Annotated in this window: 16 protein-coding genes; 2 read left to right on the forward strand and 14 right to left on the reverse strand. The window is 63.2% G+C overall.

What is annotated here, in order from left to right:
- Positions 1 to 318: 318 nt before the first annotated feature.
- Entirely contained in the window at positions 319 to 2,160 is a 1,842-nt protein-coding gene (gene uvrC / locus ANTHELSMS3_RS09710; protein WP_254694895.1) for an excinuclease ABC subunit UvrC, read from the forward strand.
- 180 nt (positions 2,161 to 2,340) lie between these two features.
- On the opposite strand, the gene ANTHELSMS3_RS09715 is transcribed toward uvrC, so the two are convergent.
- From ANTHELSMS3_RS09715 to ANTHELSMS3_RS09780, 14 genes are all read right to left on the reverse strand, one after another.
- Complete coding sequence (locus ANTHELSMS3_RS09715; protein ID WP_094034692.1) at positions 2,341 to 2,772, reverse strand: acyl-CoA thioesterase; 432 nt, start codon at positions 2,770 to 2,772, stop codon at positions 2,341 to 2,343.
- Positions 2,773 to 2,782: 10 nt separating this feature from the next.
- Positions 2,783 to 3,538 (reverse strand): TIGR02186 family protein, encoded by a 756-nt coding sequence (locus ANTHELSMS3_RS09720; RefSeq protein ID WP_094034693.1) that lies wholly within the window; start codon positions 3,536 to 3,538, stop codon positions 2,783 to 2,785.
- A complete protein-coding gene (locus ANTHELSMS3_RS09725) occupies positions 3,535 to 4,449 on the reverse strand; it encodes a sulfite exporter TauE/SafE family protein (protein WP_094034694.1) in 915 nt (304 codons plus the stop codon). Before ANTHELSMS3_RS09725 ends, ANTHELSMS3_RS09720 begins: the two co-directional genes overlap by 4 nt.
- 97 nt (positions 4,450 to 4,546) lie before the next feature.
- Positions 4,547 to 5,590 (reverse strand): ABC transporter permease, encoded by a 1,044-nt coding sequence (locus tag ANTHELSMS3_RS09730; protein ID WP_094034695.1) that lies wholly within the window; start codon positions 5,588 to 5,590, stop codon positions 4,547 to 4,549.
- Entirely contained in the window at positions 5,590 to 6,684 is a 1,095-nt protein-coding gene (locus ANTHELSMS3_RS09735; RefSeq protein ID WP_094034696.1) for an ABC transporter permease, read from the reverse strand. The genes ANTHELSMS3_RS09730 and ANTHELSMS3_RS09735 overlap by 1 nt, the downstream gene beginning before the upstream one ends.
- Positions 6,685 to 6,723: 39 nt before the next feature.
- On the reverse strand, positions 6,724 to 7,608 hold the full coding sequence (locus tag ANTHELSMS3_RS25795) for a type VI secretion system-associated protein TagO (RefSeq protein ID WP_094034697.1): 885 nt from the start codon (positions 7,606 to 7,608) through the stop codon (positions 6,724 to 6,726).
- Complete coding sequence (locus ANTHELSMS3_RS09745) at positions 7,601 to 9,211, reverse strand: ABC transporter ATP-binding protein (protein WP_094034698.1); 1,611 nt, start codon at positions 9,209 to 9,211, stop codon at positions 7,601 to 7,603. Before ANTHELSMS3_RS09745 ends, ANTHELSMS3_RS25795 begins: the two co-directional genes overlap by 8 nt.
- Before the next feature lie 100 nt (positions 9,212 to 9,311).
- Positions 9,312 to 10,316, reverse strand: a complete 1,005-nt coding sequence (locus ANTHELSMS3_RS09750; protein ID WP_094034699.1) for a BMP family lipoprotein — start codon at positions 10,314 to 10,316, stop codon at positions 9,312 to 9,314.
- 125 nt (positions 10,317 to 10,441) lie between these two features.
- Entirely contained in the window at positions 10,442 to 10,855 is a 414-nt protein-coding gene (gene rimI, locus ANTHELSMS3_RS09755; protein WP_094034700.1) for a ribosomal protein S18-alanine N-acetyltransferase, read from the reverse strand.
- Positions 10,845 to 11,498: a tRNA (adenosine(37)-N6)-threonylcarbamoyltransferase complex dimerization subunit type 1 TsaB gene (tsaB, locus tag ANTHELSMS3_RS09760; RefSeq protein WP_094034701.1), complete on the reverse strand. Its 654-nt coding sequence runs from the start codon at positions 11,496 to 11,498 to the stop codon at positions 10,845 to 10,847. The genes rimI and tsaB overlap by 11 nt, the downstream gene beginning before the upstream one ends.
- Before the next feature lie 131 nt (positions 11,499 to 11,629).
- Entirely contained in the window at positions 11,630 to 12,193 is a 564-nt protein-coding gene (locus tag ANTHELSMS3_RS09765; RefSeq protein ID WP_094034702.1) for a NifU family protein, read from the reverse strand.
- A 225-nt stretch (positions 12,194 to 12,418) separates the two neighbouring features.
- Positions 12,419 to 12,874 carry a universal stress protein gene (locus ANTHELSMS3_RS09770; RefSeq protein WP_094034703.1) on the reverse strand — a complete coding sequence of 152 codons (456 nt, stop codon included), beginning with the start codon at positions 12,872 to 12,874 and terminating at the stop codon, positions 12,419 to 12,421.
- Positions 12,875 to 12,926: 52 nt separating this feature from the next.
- A complete protein-coding gene (locus ANTHELSMS3_RS09775) occupies positions 12,927 to 13,787 on the reverse strand; it encodes a branched-chain amino acid aminotransferase (protein ID WP_094034704.1) in 861 nt (286 codons plus the stop codon).
- 63 nt (positions 13,788 to 13,850) lie between these two features.
- The gene (locus ANTHELSMS3_RS09780; protein WP_094034705.1) at positions 13,851 to 14,330 is read right to left on the reverse strand and encodes a VOC family protein; all 480 of its coding nucleotides are present in this window, start codon (positions 14,328 to 14,330) and stop codon (positions 13,851 to 13,853) included.
- A gap of 248 nt (positions 14,331 to 14,578) precedes the next feature.
- Here ANTHELSMS3_RS09780 and fdhF point away from each other — a divergent pair, with 248 nt between their 5' ends.
- The gene (gene fdhF / locus ANTHELSMS3_RS09785; protein ID WP_094034706.1) at positions 14,579 to 17,362 is read left to right on the forward strand and encodes a formate dehydrogenase subunit alpha; all 2,784 of its coding nucleotides are present in this window, start codon (positions 14,579 to 14,581) and stop codon (positions 17,360 to 17,362) included.
- Positions 17,363 to 17,430 lie beyond the last annotated feature (68 nt).

Below are 17,430 nucleotides of genomic sequence, written 5' to 3' on the forward strand. Positions count from 1 at the left end.
CTGGTCACAAACCCTTAACAAAAGCGTTACGAAAAGATGAAGAGTCTCAATGACTTGTAAGGGTGAAGGTTTTATTTACAATGAAATCAATGGGTTGATTTGTCGCCTAAAAATTAGGCAATGCTGCGAAGTGGGCGGGAATCAAGGAAAATTTCGAACTGCCCGGAAATTGCCACCAGAGTTATCCACAGTTTCGGTGGATGCATTAACACTTGAACCGGGCTAAGCCGCGTTGCAGCAAAGGCAAGGAATCGCGCATCGGGCTGCAGGGGCGGATGGCTGTCGATCGGAACTTGGCAAGGGGGGGATTCCACCGTGGTGGCGGACGGGCACGACATCATTCAGGGCTATCTGAAAACGCTGGACAGTTCGCCCGGTGTCTACCGGATGCTGGATGACCAGAGCCGGGTGCTGTACGTCGGCAAGGCGCGCAATCTGAAGGCGCGGGTGTCGAGCTATGCCCGGCCCACGGGGCATTCGCGCCGGATCGAGCGGATGATCTCTGATACCGCGTCGATGATGTTCCTGACCACGCGCACAGAGACCGAGGCGCTGCTGCTGGAACAGAACCTGATCAAGCAGCTGAAGCCCAAGTTCAACGTGCTGCTGCGTGACGATAAGTCGTTCCCTAACATCGTTGTGACCGACCACGAGTACCCGATGATCAAGAAGCATCGCGGCGCGAAGAAGGAAAAGGGCGACTACTATGGCCCCTTCGCCAGCGCGGGTGCGGTGAACCGGGTGTTGAACCAGTTGCAGAAGGCGTTTTTGCTGCGCAACTGTTCGGACTCGATGTTCGAGACGCGCACGCGGCCCTGCCTGCAACATCAGATCAAACGCTGCAGCGCGCCCTGCGTGGGCAAGATCAGCCCGGAAGAGTATGGCGCCAGCGTTATGGACGCGCAGCGGTTCCTGTCGGGGCGGTCGACGCAGATTCAGGCGCAGTTGAAGACGCAGATGCAAGACGCCTCTGAGGCGATGGAGTTTGAGCGCGCGGCGGCGCTGCGCGACCGCATCCGCGCGCTGACGCAGGTGCAGACCGCGCAGGGCATCAACCCGCAGACCACCGCCGAGGCGGATGTGATCGCGCTGCACATGGAAGGCGGACAGGCCTGTGTGCAGGTGTTTTTCATCCGTGCGAACCAGAACTGGGGCAATCAGGATTTCTATCCGCGCGTGGGCGAGGACGTGAGCCACGCAGAGGCCATGGAGGCGTTTCTGGGTCAGTTCTATGATCAGAAGGAACCGGCCCGCCTGCTGCTGCTGAGCCACGGGATCGAGGATGCCGACCTGATGTGCGAGGCCCTGTCCTACAAGGCGGGCCGCAAGGTCGAGATCACCGTGCCGCAGCGGGGCGAGAAGGCTGAACTGATCGACGGGGCGCTGCGCAATGCCAAGGAGAGCCTTGGTCGCAAGATGTCGGAAAGCGCGGCGCAGACCAAGCTGTTGAAAGGGCTGGCAGAGGCGTTTGATCTGGATGCGCCGCCTGCGCGGGTCGAGGTGTATGACAACAGCCACATTCAGGGCACCAATGCGGTTGGCGGGATGATTGTCGCCGGGCCAGAGGGGTTCATGAAGAACCAGTACCGCAAGTTCAACATCAAGGGTGAGGATCTGGTGCCGGGCGATGACTTTGGCATGATGAAGGAGGTCTTGCACCGCCGCCTGACGCGGCTGCAAAAGGACGACCCCGACAGGGACAAGGGGCTTTGGCCGGACCTGATGCTGATCGACGGGGGCGCGGGGCAGGTATCGGCTGTGGCCGAGATTATGGCAGAACATGGCGTGGACGACCTGCCGTTTGTCGGCGTCGCCAAGGGCATCGACCGGGACGCGGGCAAAGAAGAGTTCCACCGCGTCGGACAGCGGCCCTTTGCGCTGCGACGCAATGATCCGGTGCTGTATTTCGTGCAACGCCTGCGCGACGAGGCGCACAGATTTGCGATCGGGACGCACCGGGCCAAGCGCGCCAAGTCGCAGATGGCCAATCCCTTGGACGAGGTGCCCGGCGTGGGCGCGGCCCGCAGGCGCGCGCTGATGGCGCATTTCGGGTCTGCCAAGGCGGTGAGCCGCGCCAACCTTGCCGATCTGAAAGCAGTGGATGGCGTCAGCGCCGCACTGGCGGAGCGGGTCTACGCGTTTTTCCACGAGAAAGGCTGAGGGCGGGATCCGGATGGCCCGCCGTTGGCGAGGCTGGTTGAGCCTGCGGGACACGCCCGCAGGCGGTGAGGGGCGCTGCCCCTCTTGGCCGATGGCCAATTCACCCCGGGATATTTTTCGACAGAAGAAGCGTGGGGGTGTTTGGGGGAGGTTTGGCAGGATGTCCGGGTGGGCGCGCTGTCAGGGCAGGAGGGTTTGGAGGATCTCGCGCAGGGCGGGCGGGAGTGCTGTGGGGCGGCCGTCGGTGTCGGTCAGAACCTGGGTGAAGAAACCCTCGGTGCAGGCGGTTGTGTCGTCGTTGCGGAACAGGCCAACCTCTGTACGCATCGAGGAGGTGCCGAGGTGACCGAGGCGCAGGCCTGCGTGGATCAGGTCGGGAAATCCGGCCTCTGCGTGGTAGGTGCAGCCGGTTTCCACCACGAGCAGGCGCATGGCCTGCGGTCCGCGAAGTGTGATGCCGTTGTCCATCTGCCACAGGCTGATCGCGGTGTCGAACAGCGACAGGTAGGTGGCGTTGTTCATGTGGCCGTATTCGTCGTTGTCCATCCAGCGTGTCGGCAGGGCGCGGAGGGCGCGGTAGTCGGTGCGGGTGCCGGGGGGCGTTCGGCTCATGTAGGTCGGCTCACTGTGATCTCAGGACGCGAAAGGCGGCGGAGGCGCCCCAGCCCGCCGCGATGGCGATGAACAGGGACATCAGGCCGTAGAGCAGCGGTTGTTGACGCGACAGGCTGTAGAGCCAGCGTTCAAGTCCGACCTTGCGCACCTCTATTTCGGTTTCATAGGAGGCGACGACGGTGCCGCCGCGGGTCAGGAAGATGCGTGTGGGGTAGGTGCCTTCGGTCAGGTTGGCGGGCATCGAGACGGCGGTGTTGAAGAGGGTTTCCTCGCGCACGGTTACGGTGTTTTCGAGCAGTTGGTAGGTGCCGTCGCGGCTGCGGATGCGGATCACCGCCTCTGTAAAGCTTTGCGCGTCGGGGACGTCCATCGGGGCCCCGACGGAGCGGATGGCCCTTGGGATCGAGATCCGGTGGCGCAAGTCCTCTGTGTCCGAGATCACCGTGTCCCAGGGGGCCGAAGTGGCGATGGCGTAAAAGCTGGGCGCGGAGTCCACCTCGACCGCATGGGCGTTGACCCAGATGCCGAACCGCCGCGCCTGACGCCAGACGTTGAGCGGTTTGTGCGGGCCAGCGACCGCGACGATCACCTGAAGCGGATCGCCGGTGATCGGGCTATCGCGTTTGACCGCGCCGAAGATCAGGATGTCAGAGCCGTCGAAATCGGTCGAGATCTGGACGATGTCCTTGCTCAGGCCCAGCACGACCTCCTCTGCGCGGGCGGGCAGGGCGAGGAAGAGGAGGAGGATCAGCCAGCGGGTCATGGCTCTGGCACCTCGGTGATGACATAGAGTTCTGACGGGGTCAGCAGCAGATCGAGCGCAAGTTTTCCGCAGACCAGCAGCACGAGTGCGGCCAGCAGGATGCGCAATTGTTCGGCTCTCAGGCGCATGCCGATCGTGGTGCCGACCTGCGCGCCCACCACGCCGCCCACCAGCAGCAGTACCGCCAGCATCACGTCCACCGTGTAGTTGGTCGTGGCGTGCAGCAGCGTTGTGAAGGCGGTGACAAAGATGATCTGGAACAGCGAGGTGCCGATGACGACCTTGGTCGGCATGTTGAGCAGGTAAATCATGGCGGGCACCATGATAAAGCCGCCGCCGACGCCCATGACGGCGGCCAGTACGCCTACGGCAAGGCCCACCACCAGCGGCGGTATGACGGAGATATACAGCCCGGAGGTGCGGAACCGGATCTTGAACGGCAGCGCGTGGATCCAGTTGTGTTTCTTGCGTTTGGCGGGGGTGCCGCGGCGGGATTTGCGCAGGGCGTTCAGGCTTTCGACAAACATCAGCGCGCCGATGATGCCGAGGAAGACGACGTAGCACAGGTTGATCAGCAGGTCGACCTGGCCGAGCGATTTGAGGTAGTTGAACAGCACGACGCCAATCGCCGCACCGACAAGGCCGCCGATCAGCAGGACCGTGCCCATTCGCAGATCGACCGTCTTGCGTTTGAGGTGTGCCATCAGGCCGGACACCGATGCGGCGACAATCTGGTTGGCCCCGGTGGCGACGGCTACAGCAGGCGGCACGCCGATAAAAAACAGCAGCGGAGTCATCAGAAATCCGCCGCCGACGCCGAACATGCCGGACAGCACGCCGACCAGCCCCCCAAGGCCGAGGAGGAGGAAGACGTTTACGGAAACTTCGGCGATGGGAAGGTACACCTGCATGGGTCAAGCTAGCCCCATGCGCAGGGAGGTTGCAAGTGCAGCATTGCGCCATAGGCGGCGCGGTCACTGAGCGGGGGCGCGGGAATCGCCGGGGCGATTACCGCTCTTTGACGTAGGGCTCTCCGCCAGCGCGGGGCGGGATCGCCTTGCCCACGAACCCGGCGAGGATGACCACGGTCAGGATGTAGGGCAGCGCGTCCATGACCTGTACCGGAACCACAAAGGCGCCAAGGTCGATATTCTGGAACCGCAGCGCCACCGCCTGCAGGAACCCAAAGAGCAGGCAGGCCCCCAGTGCGTACCAAGGCCGCCATTTGGCAAAGATCAGCGCCGCAAGCGCGATATAGCCCCGTCCGGCGGTCATTTCGCGCACAAAGCCCGCTTGCAGGCCGGTGGCAAGATAGGCCCCGGCCAGACCGCACAGCACACCGGCTATGGCGATAGAGGCATAGCGCAGCCCGACAACAGAGACGCCGGCGGTATCCACCGCCTCTGGAGCCTCGCCCACCGCGCGCAGGCGCAGGCCAAAGCGGGTGCGGAACAGAATCCACCATGTCAGCGGCACCAGCAGGAACGCGACATAGACAAGGATCGAATGCCCCGAGATCAGATCGGCATAGATTGGCCCCAGCACCGGCACCGGGCGCAGCGTCTCGGCAAAGGGCAGGGGCAATTCGTTGAACCGTGCGCCGCCCACCAGCGACGGCGTGCGCCCGCCTTGGGAAAACCACGTTTGGGCAATCAGAACGGTCAGCCCCGAGGCAAGGAAGTTGAGCGCCACGCCCGAGATGATCTGGTTGCCGCGAAAAGTGATCGAGGCCAGCCCGTGGATCGCCGAAAGCACCATGGAGGCCGCGATCCCCGCCAGCAGCCCCCAGCCCACCGGGGGCAACCAGCCGCGAAGCCAGGTCATGTCTATGGTTCCGTCGGTCAGCGGCAGATGAAGCGTCCAGGCCTCGTTGCTGACGGCAAGGTAGGCGACCGCGGCGGAAAAAAAGGCGGCGATCAGCATCTTGCCTTCCAGCCCGATGTCGACAATGCCGGAGCGTTCCGAAAACAATCCCGCAAGGCAGGCCAGCAGCAGCGGGGTGGACAGGCGCACGGTGCTGTCGAGCACCTGAATGATTGTATCGAAATCCATCACGCGTCTCCCTTACGGAAGGAAAGAAAGATCTTTTCCAGCGGCATGCGGATCATGTTGTCCAATGCGCCGGTGAAAAGGATCACCAAGGCCTGAATGACGGTCACCAGTTCACGGGGGATCGAGGTCCAGAAGGCAAGCTCTGCCCCGCCCTGATAGAGAAACCCGAACAAGAGCGCCGCCAGAAAAACACCGACGGGATGTGAGCGGCCCATCAGCGCGACGGCGATGCCAAGGAAACCAGCGCCTTCGGCGGCGTTGAGCACCAGACGCTCTGCCTCTCCCATGGTGGTGTTGAGCGCCATCATGCCCGCCAGTCCGCCCGAGATCAGCATGGTAATGACGGTGATCTTGACCGGCGAGATACCGGCGTATTTGGCGGCTGTCTCTGAATTGCCAAAGGCGCGGATTTCATACCCCAGCCGGGTGCGCCAGATCAGCAGCCAGACCAGAACGCAGGCAAGGATGGCGACGAAAAAGGACACGTTTGCCGGTGAGCCGCGAAACAGAACCGTTTCAGAGGTCGAAAACATGTCCTGAAAGGTCGGCAGAAAGGTGGTTTCGGGAAAGGTGGCCGAGGCTGGCTCCATCGCGCCTTTGGGCTTCAGCACGTTGACCAGCACGTAGTTCAGCACCGCCGAGGCGATGAAATTGAACATGATCGTGGTGATCACGACATGGCTGCCGCGCTTGGCTTGCAAATAGCCGGGAATGAACGCCCAAGCGGCCCCGAAGATCGCCGAAGAGGCGGTCGCCCCGATCAGCGCGATGCTCCAGTGTGGCCACGGGACATACAGACAGGCCAGCGCCACGCCCAAGCCGCCGATCAGGGCCTGTCCTTCGCCACCGATATTGAACATCTTGGCCTGAAAGGCGACCGCAACCGCAAGCCCGGTAAAGGTAAAGTTGGTGGCGTAATAAAGCGTATAGCCCCAGCCCGAGGATTTCATCAGCGCGCCGTCGACCATCAACTGAAAGGCCGTGATCGGGTTTTCGCCGATGGCAAGGATCACCAGCGCCGAAATGACGGCGGCCAGCAGGACCGAGATCAGGGGGACAAGGACCGCGTCGGCCCAGGCTGGCATCTTATCCATAATGGATCCCCGCGTTGGTTCTGGGCATTCTGTTCTTCCTTACCAATGACATGCGTCCGTCAACGGGCGCAGGGCCTCTTCAAGGCCGCGTATGTCGAATTCTATCTCCAGCGGGCTTTCACTGTGGGGCGTCAGCCGCAGGAACAATGTCTCACCTCCCAGCAACTGCTTGATCACCGGGATAGAGGCGCCACCGTTCCACAGGCCAAGCGCTGTGTTGTCCGTCGAGACCTTCATGGACTTCACAAAAGGCTTTTGCGTATCCACGCGCATGTCGACGCGGTCCCGCCCCTGAATGTCCGACAGAAAGAACCCGCCCGCGTTGACGTAAAAAACCGTGGTGTTTTCCTTGCAGCGCAGGAACAGGGCGGCGGATTTTGTCTGACCGAACCGGTCGTACAGCGCGTTTTCAGCTGGCAGGGACAGGACAACCGTGGCGGTGTCGTCAAAGTTTGACACCGAAGTGGAGACTTGCCATTTGCCGGGATCGACCTGCACCGGTTCGGGCGTGGGCGTGGGCGTGGGCGTGGGCGTGGGCGTGGGCGTGGGCGTGGGCGTGGGCGTGGCAAGCTGCAGCGGGGCGGTATTAACGGGGCCGTTTACGGTCAGGCAGGTCCCCTGTTCTTCAGCGAGCACCTGTGCATCCAAACTGACCTGTAGAATGCCGGTCTGGGGGGCGAAGGTTAGGCCGTAGCCTTGGACTGAGGCGGTTTCAAATCGGTGTCGACCCTGCCCGACATGAAGTGTGACCGGGGCCCGCCCACCGAACCTGAGAGTCGCGTCCTGCAAAGGGTCAGAGGGGTAGTGGGTGACCACATCGGGGAGGGTTTCGAATGAACAGGCCACGTAAACGCCATCGGACGCGATGGCGGGGGCCGCGGCCAGAACCGCAGGTAAGAGACAGGCGCGCAGCAGGTCAGCCATTCTTTGCCGCCTCCTCACGCCGTTTCTTTGCCTCGAGCTGTTCGTTCACGACGTCGATCAGCGGTTTGTCGTCGGTGGGCATCTCTGTCACGCCCGCCATGAGCAGGCCCAGTTCGGTCTGGTTGGTCTCGGACGGTAGTCGTTCGCCCATGATCTCACCGTCGAACATCACCGCGATGCGGTCCGACAGGGACAGGATTTCGTCCAGTTCGACAGAGACCAGCAGGATGGCCTTGCCCTTGTCGCGCAGGGCGACGATCTGCTGGTGGATGAATTCGATGGCGCCGATGTCGACGCCGCGGGTGGGCTGTCCGATCAGCAGAACCTCTGGATTGCGTTCGATCTCGCGGGCGAGGACGATTTTCTGCTGGTTGCCGCCCGAGAAATTGCGCGCGGCGAGGTTGGGGTTCGGCGGGCGGACGTCGAACCGCATCATCTTTTGCGCCGCCTCTTCCTTGATCGCGGCGTTGTTCATCAGTGGACCGGATTGGTAGGCCGCGTCGTTGTGATAGCCGAAGACGAGGTTTTCCCAAGCGGAGAACGGCAGGATCAGCGCCTCGTGGTGGCGGTCCTCGGGGACGTGGGCGATGCCGCGTGCGCGGCGGCTTTGCCCGTCCGAGTGATTGCCGGTCAGGTCGATGTCCTGCCCGTTGACGCGCACCGTGCCGGTGGCGTCGGCATAGCCGCCCAGCACATGCAGCAGGTGCGTCTGCCCATTGCCAGAGACACCCGCCAGTCCGAGGATCTCACCGGCGCGCACGGTGAACGAGATCCCTTTGAGCCGCTCGACGCCGGCCTCATCGACATGGCGCAGGTTCTCGACCTCCAGCACCGGCTTGCCGGGTTTGGCCGGGGTCTTGTCGACTCGCAGCAGCACTTTGCGGCCCACCATCAGTTCTGCCAGCTGTTCGGGGCTGGTTTCTGACGTCTTGACCGTCGCCGTCATCTCACCCCGGCGCATGACCGATACAGTGTCGGTGATTTCCATGATCTCGCGCAGCTTGTGCGTGATCAGGATGATCGTCTTTCCCTCACGCTTCAGCCCTTCGAGGATACGGAACAGGTGGTCGGCTTCGGCGGGGGTCAGCACGCCGGTCGGCTCATCCAAGATCAGGATTTCCGCCTCGCGGTAGAGCGCCTTGAGGATTTCGACCCGTTGCTGATGGCCGACGGACAGATCCTCGATCAGGGCATCGGGATCGACCTGAAGTTCATATTCCTCGGCCAGATGTTTGAGTACGCCGCGCGCCTTGGCCAGAGAGGTTTGCAGCAGGGCCCCGTCCTCGACGCCCAGAATGACGTTTTCGAGGACGGAAAAATTCTGGACCAGTTTGAAGTGCTGAAAGACCATGCCGATGCCGGCGCTGATCGCGGCCTGGCTATCGGGGATCTGGGTCAGCTTGCCGTTGATGAAGATCTCTCCTTTGTCGGCTTTGTAATAGCCGTAGAGGATCGACATCAGGGTGGATTTGCCCGCGCCGTTTTCGCCGATGATGCCGTGGATCGTGCCGGGCATCACGCGGATCGCGATGTCCTTGTTGGCCTGCACGGGACCAAAGGCCTTGGAGATGCCCTTGAGTTCGATGGCGGGGGTGTCGGTCATATCATTGCGGCTTTCGCAGGCAAAGGCAGAGGGGCCGCAATGGCTGTGGCCCCTCGGTATTGTCTCTCCGGGCGCGTGATGCGCCCGGAGAAATGCGGGATCAGAAGTTCAGAACCGGGCAGGCGTCGTCCGACGAATAGTCGTGGACCGAGATTTCGCCCGCGATGATCTGCTCACGCGCGGCATCCACGGCGGCTTTCATTTCGTCGCTGACCAGATCGGCGTTGTTGTCGTCCAGCGCGTAACCGACGCCGTTGTTGGCCAGACCCAGCGCGATCACGCCGGTTTCCAGATCGGGGCCGGCCGACATGGCATCGAACACGGCGACATCGACGCGCTTGAGCATCGAGGTCAGAACCGAACCGGGGTGCAGGTAGTTCTGGTTGCTGTCGACGCCGACGGACAGGATACCCTCATCGGCGGCGGTTTGCAGCACACCCAGACCGGTGCCACCGGCGGCGGCATAGATCACGTCCGCGCCTTGCGAAATCTGCGCTTTGGCCAGTTCCGAACCCTTGACCGGGTCATTCCATGCCGCGGGTGTGGTGCCGGTCATGTTGGAAATGACCTTGGCATCCGGTTTGACGGCCAGCACGCCCTGCGCATAGCCGCAGGCAAACTTGCGGATCAGCGGGATGTCCATGCCGCCGACAAAGCCGACGGTGTCGGATTCGGAGGCCATCGCCGCCATCATGCCGACAAGGTAGCTGCCCTCATGTTCGGCAAACAGGACCGACAGCACGTTCGGGTGCGCCTCGGGGTCGACGTAGCCATCGATGGTGACGAATTTGGTGTCCGGATACTCGGGTGCCACGGCGGTGATCGGCGTGGACATCGAAAAGCCGGTGGTCACGATCGGGTTGAAACCGGCCTCGGCGAAGCGGCGCAGAGCCTGCTCACGCTGGACTTCGGACTGCAGTTCGATGTCGCGGTAGTTGCCGCCGGTTTCGGCCTTGTACCGTTCGGCACCATTGAAACCGGCCTCGTTGAAGGATTTGTCGAACTTGCCGCCGAGGTCATAGATCAGCGCCGCGTCCGCAACTGCCGCGCCGGCGCTGAGGGCCAATGCGGCGACGGTGCCGAGGGTCTTGGCAAAGAAGGTCATGGAAGGCTCCCTGGTGTGACGGGCAGATTTTCCGCCCGGTCTGTTTATGATGCGGCAATGAAAGCCGCAGGGGGCAGGGGGGGTCAACCGGTTTTTGCAGAGGGACCAATGCCAAAGGCCTGACGTCAGGGCAAAGAGCGGGACATGATTACGGCATCATCGCGGGTGCCGTCGGGGCGCGGATAGTAGGCGCGGCGCAGGCCGACGCGGGTATATCCCTGCCCGGAATAAAAGGCGCGGGCCGCGTCATTGGCGGCGGCGACCTCAAGGAACACGCGTGTCGCCCCGCGCGCGGCGGCCTGTGTGTGAAAGGCGGTCAGGGCGCGCGATGCCTCGCCCGTGCGTTGCCTGTCAGGATCGGTGGCCAGAGCGAGGATTTCGGCCTCATCGACGATGATCTGGCCAAGCACAAAGGCGTGCTCTGTCGTCGCCAGCAGGCTGTGCGGGTTGGACAGGGATTGGGAAAATTGCGCGGCGCTCCACGGGGTCAGGTGGCGGTAGGCGCGGTGGGTGAGGGCTGCGAGGGCTTCAGGCGTCATCCAGAATCACCGGCGGCGCGTCACGCGATGGGGCGGCATCCGCTGGCTTGAGGTACAGCGGCGCAGGGCGCGGGGCGGGCTCGCGCCAGCGGGATGCGGCGATGCGCGCCACTGCAGAGGCAGGGGCATAGCGTGCCGGGGCGCAGGTGACGCCAAGGTGGGCCGCGACACCCTCGGCGGCGGAGCCGACGCAGGTCAGGCCCGGCTGGGCCCAGTTTGTCGGGATCGCGGAGATGGCGATCAGTTGCGCGGGCACGACGGTGGACATGATCTGCGATTGCACATAGGCCTGATCACGGGGGGCGGTGAGACAGGACAGCACCGGGCCGGGGGTGTCCAGTGCGGCGGCCTCCAGCAGCGACACACCGACCGCCGGAACCCCCAGCGACAGGGCAAGCCCGCGGGCCGCAGCCACCGAAATGCGAACACCGGTGAAATTGCCGGGACCGACACCCACGCCAATAGCATCCAGATCATCCCAGCCAAGGCCCGCGTCGGCCAGCACCTCTGTCAGCAGGGGGATCAGGCGTTCCGCCTGTCCGCGCGCCATGTCCTCATGCGCGGCGGCGATTACATCGCATCCGTCAAACAGCGCCGCCCCGACATGGGCAGCAGAGGTGTCAAAGCCAAGGATGAGGGTCATGTGGGCATCCAGAGTGTGTCCGGGCAGAGGGTGTCCGAGGCATGTCCGTATGGCAGGCCGTCCGGAGATTGCGAAAGGGCGCCGCAACAGCAGCGCCCTTTTAACTGTATCGTCGTGCAGGCCATCATCGGTCAGACTGCGACGGGGCGGACCTCGGTCACTTCGGGGATGTAGTGGCGCAGCAGGTTCTCGATCCCCATCTTGAGCGTCAGCGTCGATGAGGGGCAGCCCGCGCAGGCGCCCTGCATGTGCAAGTAGACCACGCCACGGTCAAAGCCGTGGAAGGTGATGTCGCCGCCATCCTGAGCCACGGCAGGACGCACGCGGCTGTCCAGCAGTTCCTTGATCTGGCCGACAACCTCGGAGTCCTCGCCATCATGCGCGGCATGGCCACCTGCCTGAGCGGCGCCGTCCATCATGACCGGCTGGCCGGACTGGAAGTGCTCCATGATCGCGCCAAGGATCGCGGGTTTGAGGTGGTCCCAATCCGACGCGTCGTTTTTTGTCACGGTGACAAAATCATTGCCGAAGAAGACGCCGGAGACGCCCTCGACCGCGAAAAGACGCTGTGCCAGCGGCGAGGCGGCGGCGGCCTCGGGCGCGGGGAAGTCCGCGGTGCCCATTTCCAGCACGGTCTGACCGGGCAGGAATTTAAGGGTGGCGGGGTTGGGCGTGGATTCGGTCTGAATGAACATCTTGGATCACCCTTTTCTGGATGGTTCCTATATGCGCCCCCAAGGTGCGGGCGTCAAGGATTGGAACGATTCTAAACTGAATGCGCGCAGAGATACCTCTCCGGCGGCGCTTGGGGTGTTTCGGGGCCGTTGGTGCAGTGGTCTGTCCGATCCGAACCGGTCAGTGCATCGGCAAAGGGGCCGCAATGCGGCGTTTTCCGGTGTGCGCCGGTCGGGCCGCTGCGGTCAGGTGATCGCCTCGAGCCTGTCCTTGGACAGGTCACCGGGCACAACGGTAACGGGGATCGGCAAAGAGCCTGCACTGCGTGTCATGTGGCTGACCAGTGGGCCGGGGCCTTTCTTGTCGACCGCAGCACCCAGAACCAGCAAGCCGATTTCGGGATCGTCCTGGACCTGGGCCAGGATCTCGCTGACCGGATCGCCCTCACGGATCACCAATTCGGGATCGACGCCCTGTTTGTCACGCATCCATTTGGCGAACACTTCGAAATGGGCGTGGATGCGTTCACGGGCCTCTTCGCGCATGATGTCGCCGACGCCGATCCAGTGGTTGAACTCATCCGGCGGAATGACGGCAAGGATCGCCACACCACCGCCCGACTTGGCGGCGCGCATGGCGGCAAAGCGCATGGCGTTCAGGCACTCTCGGCTGTCGTCGAGGACGACAAGGAACTTGCGCATGGGGTCTCTCCTGAGAGGGATCGTGGCAGAGCGGGGGCGGGCTGTCCAGCGATCAGCCGCTGTGCGCCCAGTCCCAGTACATCTCGCGCACGCGGCGGGTGAGGGGGCCAACCTGATAGGATTTGTCCTCGAACGCGGTAACGGGCGTGACCTTGTTCATGTTGCCGGACATAAAGACCTCATCGGCGGCGTTGAAATCCTCAAAGCTCAGCACCGTCTCGCGCACTTCGACGCCGTCGGCGCGCAGATTGGTGATGTGACGCGCGCGGGTGATGCCCGACAGAAAGGTGCCATTGGGGACGGGGGTAAAGACCACGCCGTCGCGCACCATGAAAATGTTGGCGGTGGCGGTTTCGGCGACATTGCCCAGTGCATCGGCCACAAGAGCATTGGCAAAGCCACGGGCGCGCACCTCGGCCAACATTCGGGCGTTGTTGGGATACAGACATCCGGCCTTGGCGTTGACGACAGAACTTTCCAGCACCGGACGGCGGAACCGGGTGTGCCCCAGCGTGGCGCTGGCGGTGTCGGGGGCCATCGGAATTTCCTCAAGACACAGGGCAAAGCCGGCCTTGTCGGGTTGCGGCACGATGGCGGTGGCATCGCCGTCAATGCCCCAATACATCGGGCGGATGTAGACGGCGGCGTCCGGGGCGTAGGCCTTCAGCCCCTCCTCGACGATCTGTACCATCTCGCTGGCCTCGACGGTGGGGCGCAGCATCAGCGCCTCGGCAGAGCGGTTCACGCGGGCGCAATGGGCGTCCAGATCCGGCGTGACGCCCTGAACATAGCGCGCGCCGTCAAAGACCGAAGAGCCCAGCCAGGCACCATGATCCCCGGCGCGCATGATCATTGCGTCGCCCTCATGCCATGTGCCGTTGAAATAGGTACGGATATTGGTGCCGGTCGCCATGGAGTGTCCTTTTTGTCTCTTCGGCGGCAGGCTAGGCGCGGTGACGGCGAAGGTCCAGAGCCGTTAGTTGGCCTCTGCCAGCAGCGCTTGCAGGTCCAGCGGCGCGTTGACCATTTGCAGGGTTCCCTGTGCATCGCGGGGCCAGTCTTGGGGTGCGCGATCGCGGTAAATCTCGATGCCATTGCCATCGGGATCGGAGAAGTAGATGGCCTCTGACACGCCATGATCGGCGGCGCCTTCGATCTCGACACCCGCATCTATGGCGGTTCTGAGGGCCTGCGCCAGCGCGGCGCGGTCGGGGTAGACAAAGGCGGTATGATACAGGCCGGGCGCGCGCGGATCGGGACGCGGGCCGCCCCGGCTGTGCCATGTGTTCAATCCGATGTGGTGGTGATAGCCACCAGCGGACAGAAACGCGGCCTGTGCGCCATAGGTTTGCGTCACCTCCAGCCCGATCACATCGCGGTAAAAGGCGATGGAGCGGTTAAGGTCGGTCACTTTCAGGTGAACGTGGCCAATGCGGGTGTCGGGATGTGCGGGCATCTGTTGTCTCCTTTGTCCTCAAAGACGGCGCATCCCGCCCGCCCCGATAAGCCCGAAGACGCGAAGGGGTTTGGTGCGGAGACGCGCAGGTCCGCCTGTTCATCTCTGCGGACACGCCGGGGTATTTCAGAGCGGCCTGTGTCGGATCGGAAACCGAGGGGCCGCAAAATCACGCGATCCTGTCGGGATTGACCGGCGGAACCGGCCTGTCCCATGCTTTAACTGAGCGCAGAAGACGGGAGACGCGCATGTCCGATACCATTCGATTCACGCTCGACGGCCAAGAGGTCGAAGCGCAGCAAGGCATGACGATCTGGGAGGTGGCCAACGGCCGCGGTCTCAAGATCCCGCATCTGTGTCACACGCCGCAAAAGGGATATCGCCCCGACGGCAACTGCCGTGCCTGCATGGTCGAGATCGAGGGCGAGCGCGTTTTGGCCGCCTCCTGCATCCGCGAGCCGCAGGATGGCATGGTGGTCAAGACCGCCACCACGCGCGCCGAAAACGCCCGCAAGATGGTAATGGAATTGCTGCTGGCGGATCAGCCAGAGCGGGACGCGGCGCACGACAAGTCCTCACATTTGTGGGACATGGCCGAAGCGAACGGTGTTTCAGAGTCGCGCTTTCCGACGCTGGAGGCAGACCGCATTCCGCTGCTGGACGACAGCCATATCGCGATGAAGGTCAATCTGGATGCCTGTATCCAGTGCGGTTTGTGCGTGCGCGCCTGCCGCGAGGTACAGGTGAACGACGTGATCGGCATGGCCGGGCGCGGGCATGATGCCTACCCGGTGTTTGATCTGGATGATCCGATGGGCGCATCGTCCTGCGTGGCCTGTGGCGAATGCGTGCAGGCCTGTCCGACCGGGGCCTTGATGCCGTCCACCGTGCTGAACGCGGCGCAGGTGGGCGACAGCAAGGATTTCGACGAAGAGGTGAAATCGGTCTGCCCGTTCTGCGGTGTTGGCTGTCAGGTGTCGGTCAAGGTCAAGGACGGCAAGGTTCGGAACGTCGAGGGCATCAATGGCCCCGCGAACGAGGGGCGGCTGTGCGTCAAGGGGCGGTTTGGGTTTGACTATATCCACCACCCTCACCGGCTGACCAAACCGCTGATCCGCCGCAGCGATGCGCCGGAAAAGGGTCTGAACGTCGATCCCAACAATCCGTGGACGCACTTTCGTGAGGCGACATGGGAAGAGGCGATGGAAAAGGCGGCGCACGGTCTGGGCGATCTGCGCAGCTATTACGGTGGCACCTCTGTTGCGGGCTTTGGCAGCGCCAAATGCACCAACGAAGAGGCCTATCTGTTCCAGAAGTTCATCCGGCAGGGCTTTGGCCACAACAACGTCGATCACTGCACGCGGCTGTGCCATGCGTCGTCCGTGGCGGCCTTGATGGAGAACGTGGGGTCAGGTGCGGTTACGGCAAGCTTTAATGAGATCGAAAACGCCGATCTGGCGATTGTGATTGGTGCCAACCCGACCGAGAACCACCCCGTCACGGCGACCTACTTCAAGCAGTTCACCAAGCGCGGCGGTGAGTTGATTATCCTTGACCCGCGCGGCACCGCGATGAAGCGGCACGCCAAACACATGTTGCAGTTCCGCCCCGGCACCGATGTGGCGCTGCTGAACGCGATCATGAACGTGATCGTCGAGGAAAAGCTGTACGACCGGCAGTATATCGAGGGCTTCACCGAGGGGTTCTTTGAATTCCGCGACCACATCCGCGCCTTTACGCCCGAGCGCATGTCCGAGCTTTGCGGGATTGATGCCGAGACGATCAAGACCGTGGCGCGCAGCTATGCGGGCGCGCAGCGGGCGATGATCTTTTGGGGGATGGGTGTCAGCCAGCATATTCACGGGACCGACAACTCGCGCTGTCTGATCTCACTCGCGCTGCTGTGTGGACAGGTGGGACGGTCGGGCACCGGCCTGCACCCGCTGCGCGGGCAGAACAACGTGCAGGGCGCGTCGGATGCCGGTCTGATCCCGCAAGTGATGCCCGATTACCAGCCGGTGACGGACGGCGAAGTGCGCGAGCTGTTCAAGCACATCTGGCGTGGCACCGAGATTCAGGCCGCGCCCGGCCTGACCGTGGTCGAGATCATGGACCGCGTCTATCGCGGTGAGATCAAGGGCATGTATATTCTGGGTGAGAACCCGGCGATGAGCGATCCGGATGTGGAACATGCCCGCAAGGCGCTGGCGCAGTTGGATCATCTGGTGGTGCAGGATATTTTCCTGACCGAAACGGCGAACTATGCCGATGTGATCCTGCCGGCCTCGGCGCTGCCCGAAAAGACCGGCACTGTGACCAACACCAACCGTCAGGTGCAGATGGTGCGCAAGGCGGTGAACCCGCCGGGCGAGGCACGCGAGGATTGGCAGATCATCGTTGATCTGGCGCGGCGCATCGGGCTGGACTGGGATTACGACGATCCGCGTGAGATTTTTGACGAGATGAAGATGTCGATGCGATCGTTGCATCACATCACCTGGAAGCGGCTGGAGACGGAATCTGCCGTCACCTATCCCTGTAGCGGCCCGGATGATCCGGGGCAGGCGGTGGTGTTCGGCGATGGCTTTCCGCGCCGCGCCGGGCGGGCCAAGTTCACACCCGCGCGGGTGACACCGCCCGCCGAGATGCCCGACGACAGTTTTCCGATGATCCTGACCACGGGGCGGCAGCTGGAACACTGGCACACGGGGTCGATGACGCGGCGGGCCAGTGTTCTGGATGCGATGGAGCCGGAGGCAAATTGTTCCCTGCACCCGTCGACCCTGCGCAAGCTGGGGGTGGAGCCGGGGGGGCATGTGCGTCTGACGACCCGGCGCGGATCGGTCGAGGTCATGGCACGGGCGGACCGAGCGGTGGCCCCGGATATGGTGTTCCTGCCCTTCGCCTATGTCGAGGCGGCGGCCAATATCCTGACCAACCCGGCGCTGGACCCCTTTGGCAAGATCCCCGAGTTCAAGTTCTCCGCCGTACGGGTCGAAAAGGCGGGCGCGGCGCCGGTTGCGGCAGAGTGATCCAAAGGGGCGCGCCCAAGGGCGCGCGCTGGTTGTCTCGGCTGTGGCCTGCGGCCTTCGCCTCGGGC

The organism is Antarctobacter heliothermus, assembly GCF_002237555.1.
Lineage (GTDB): Bacteria > Pseudomonadota > Alphaproteobacteria > Rhodobacterales > Rhodobacteraceae > Antarctobacter > Antarctobacter heliothermus_B.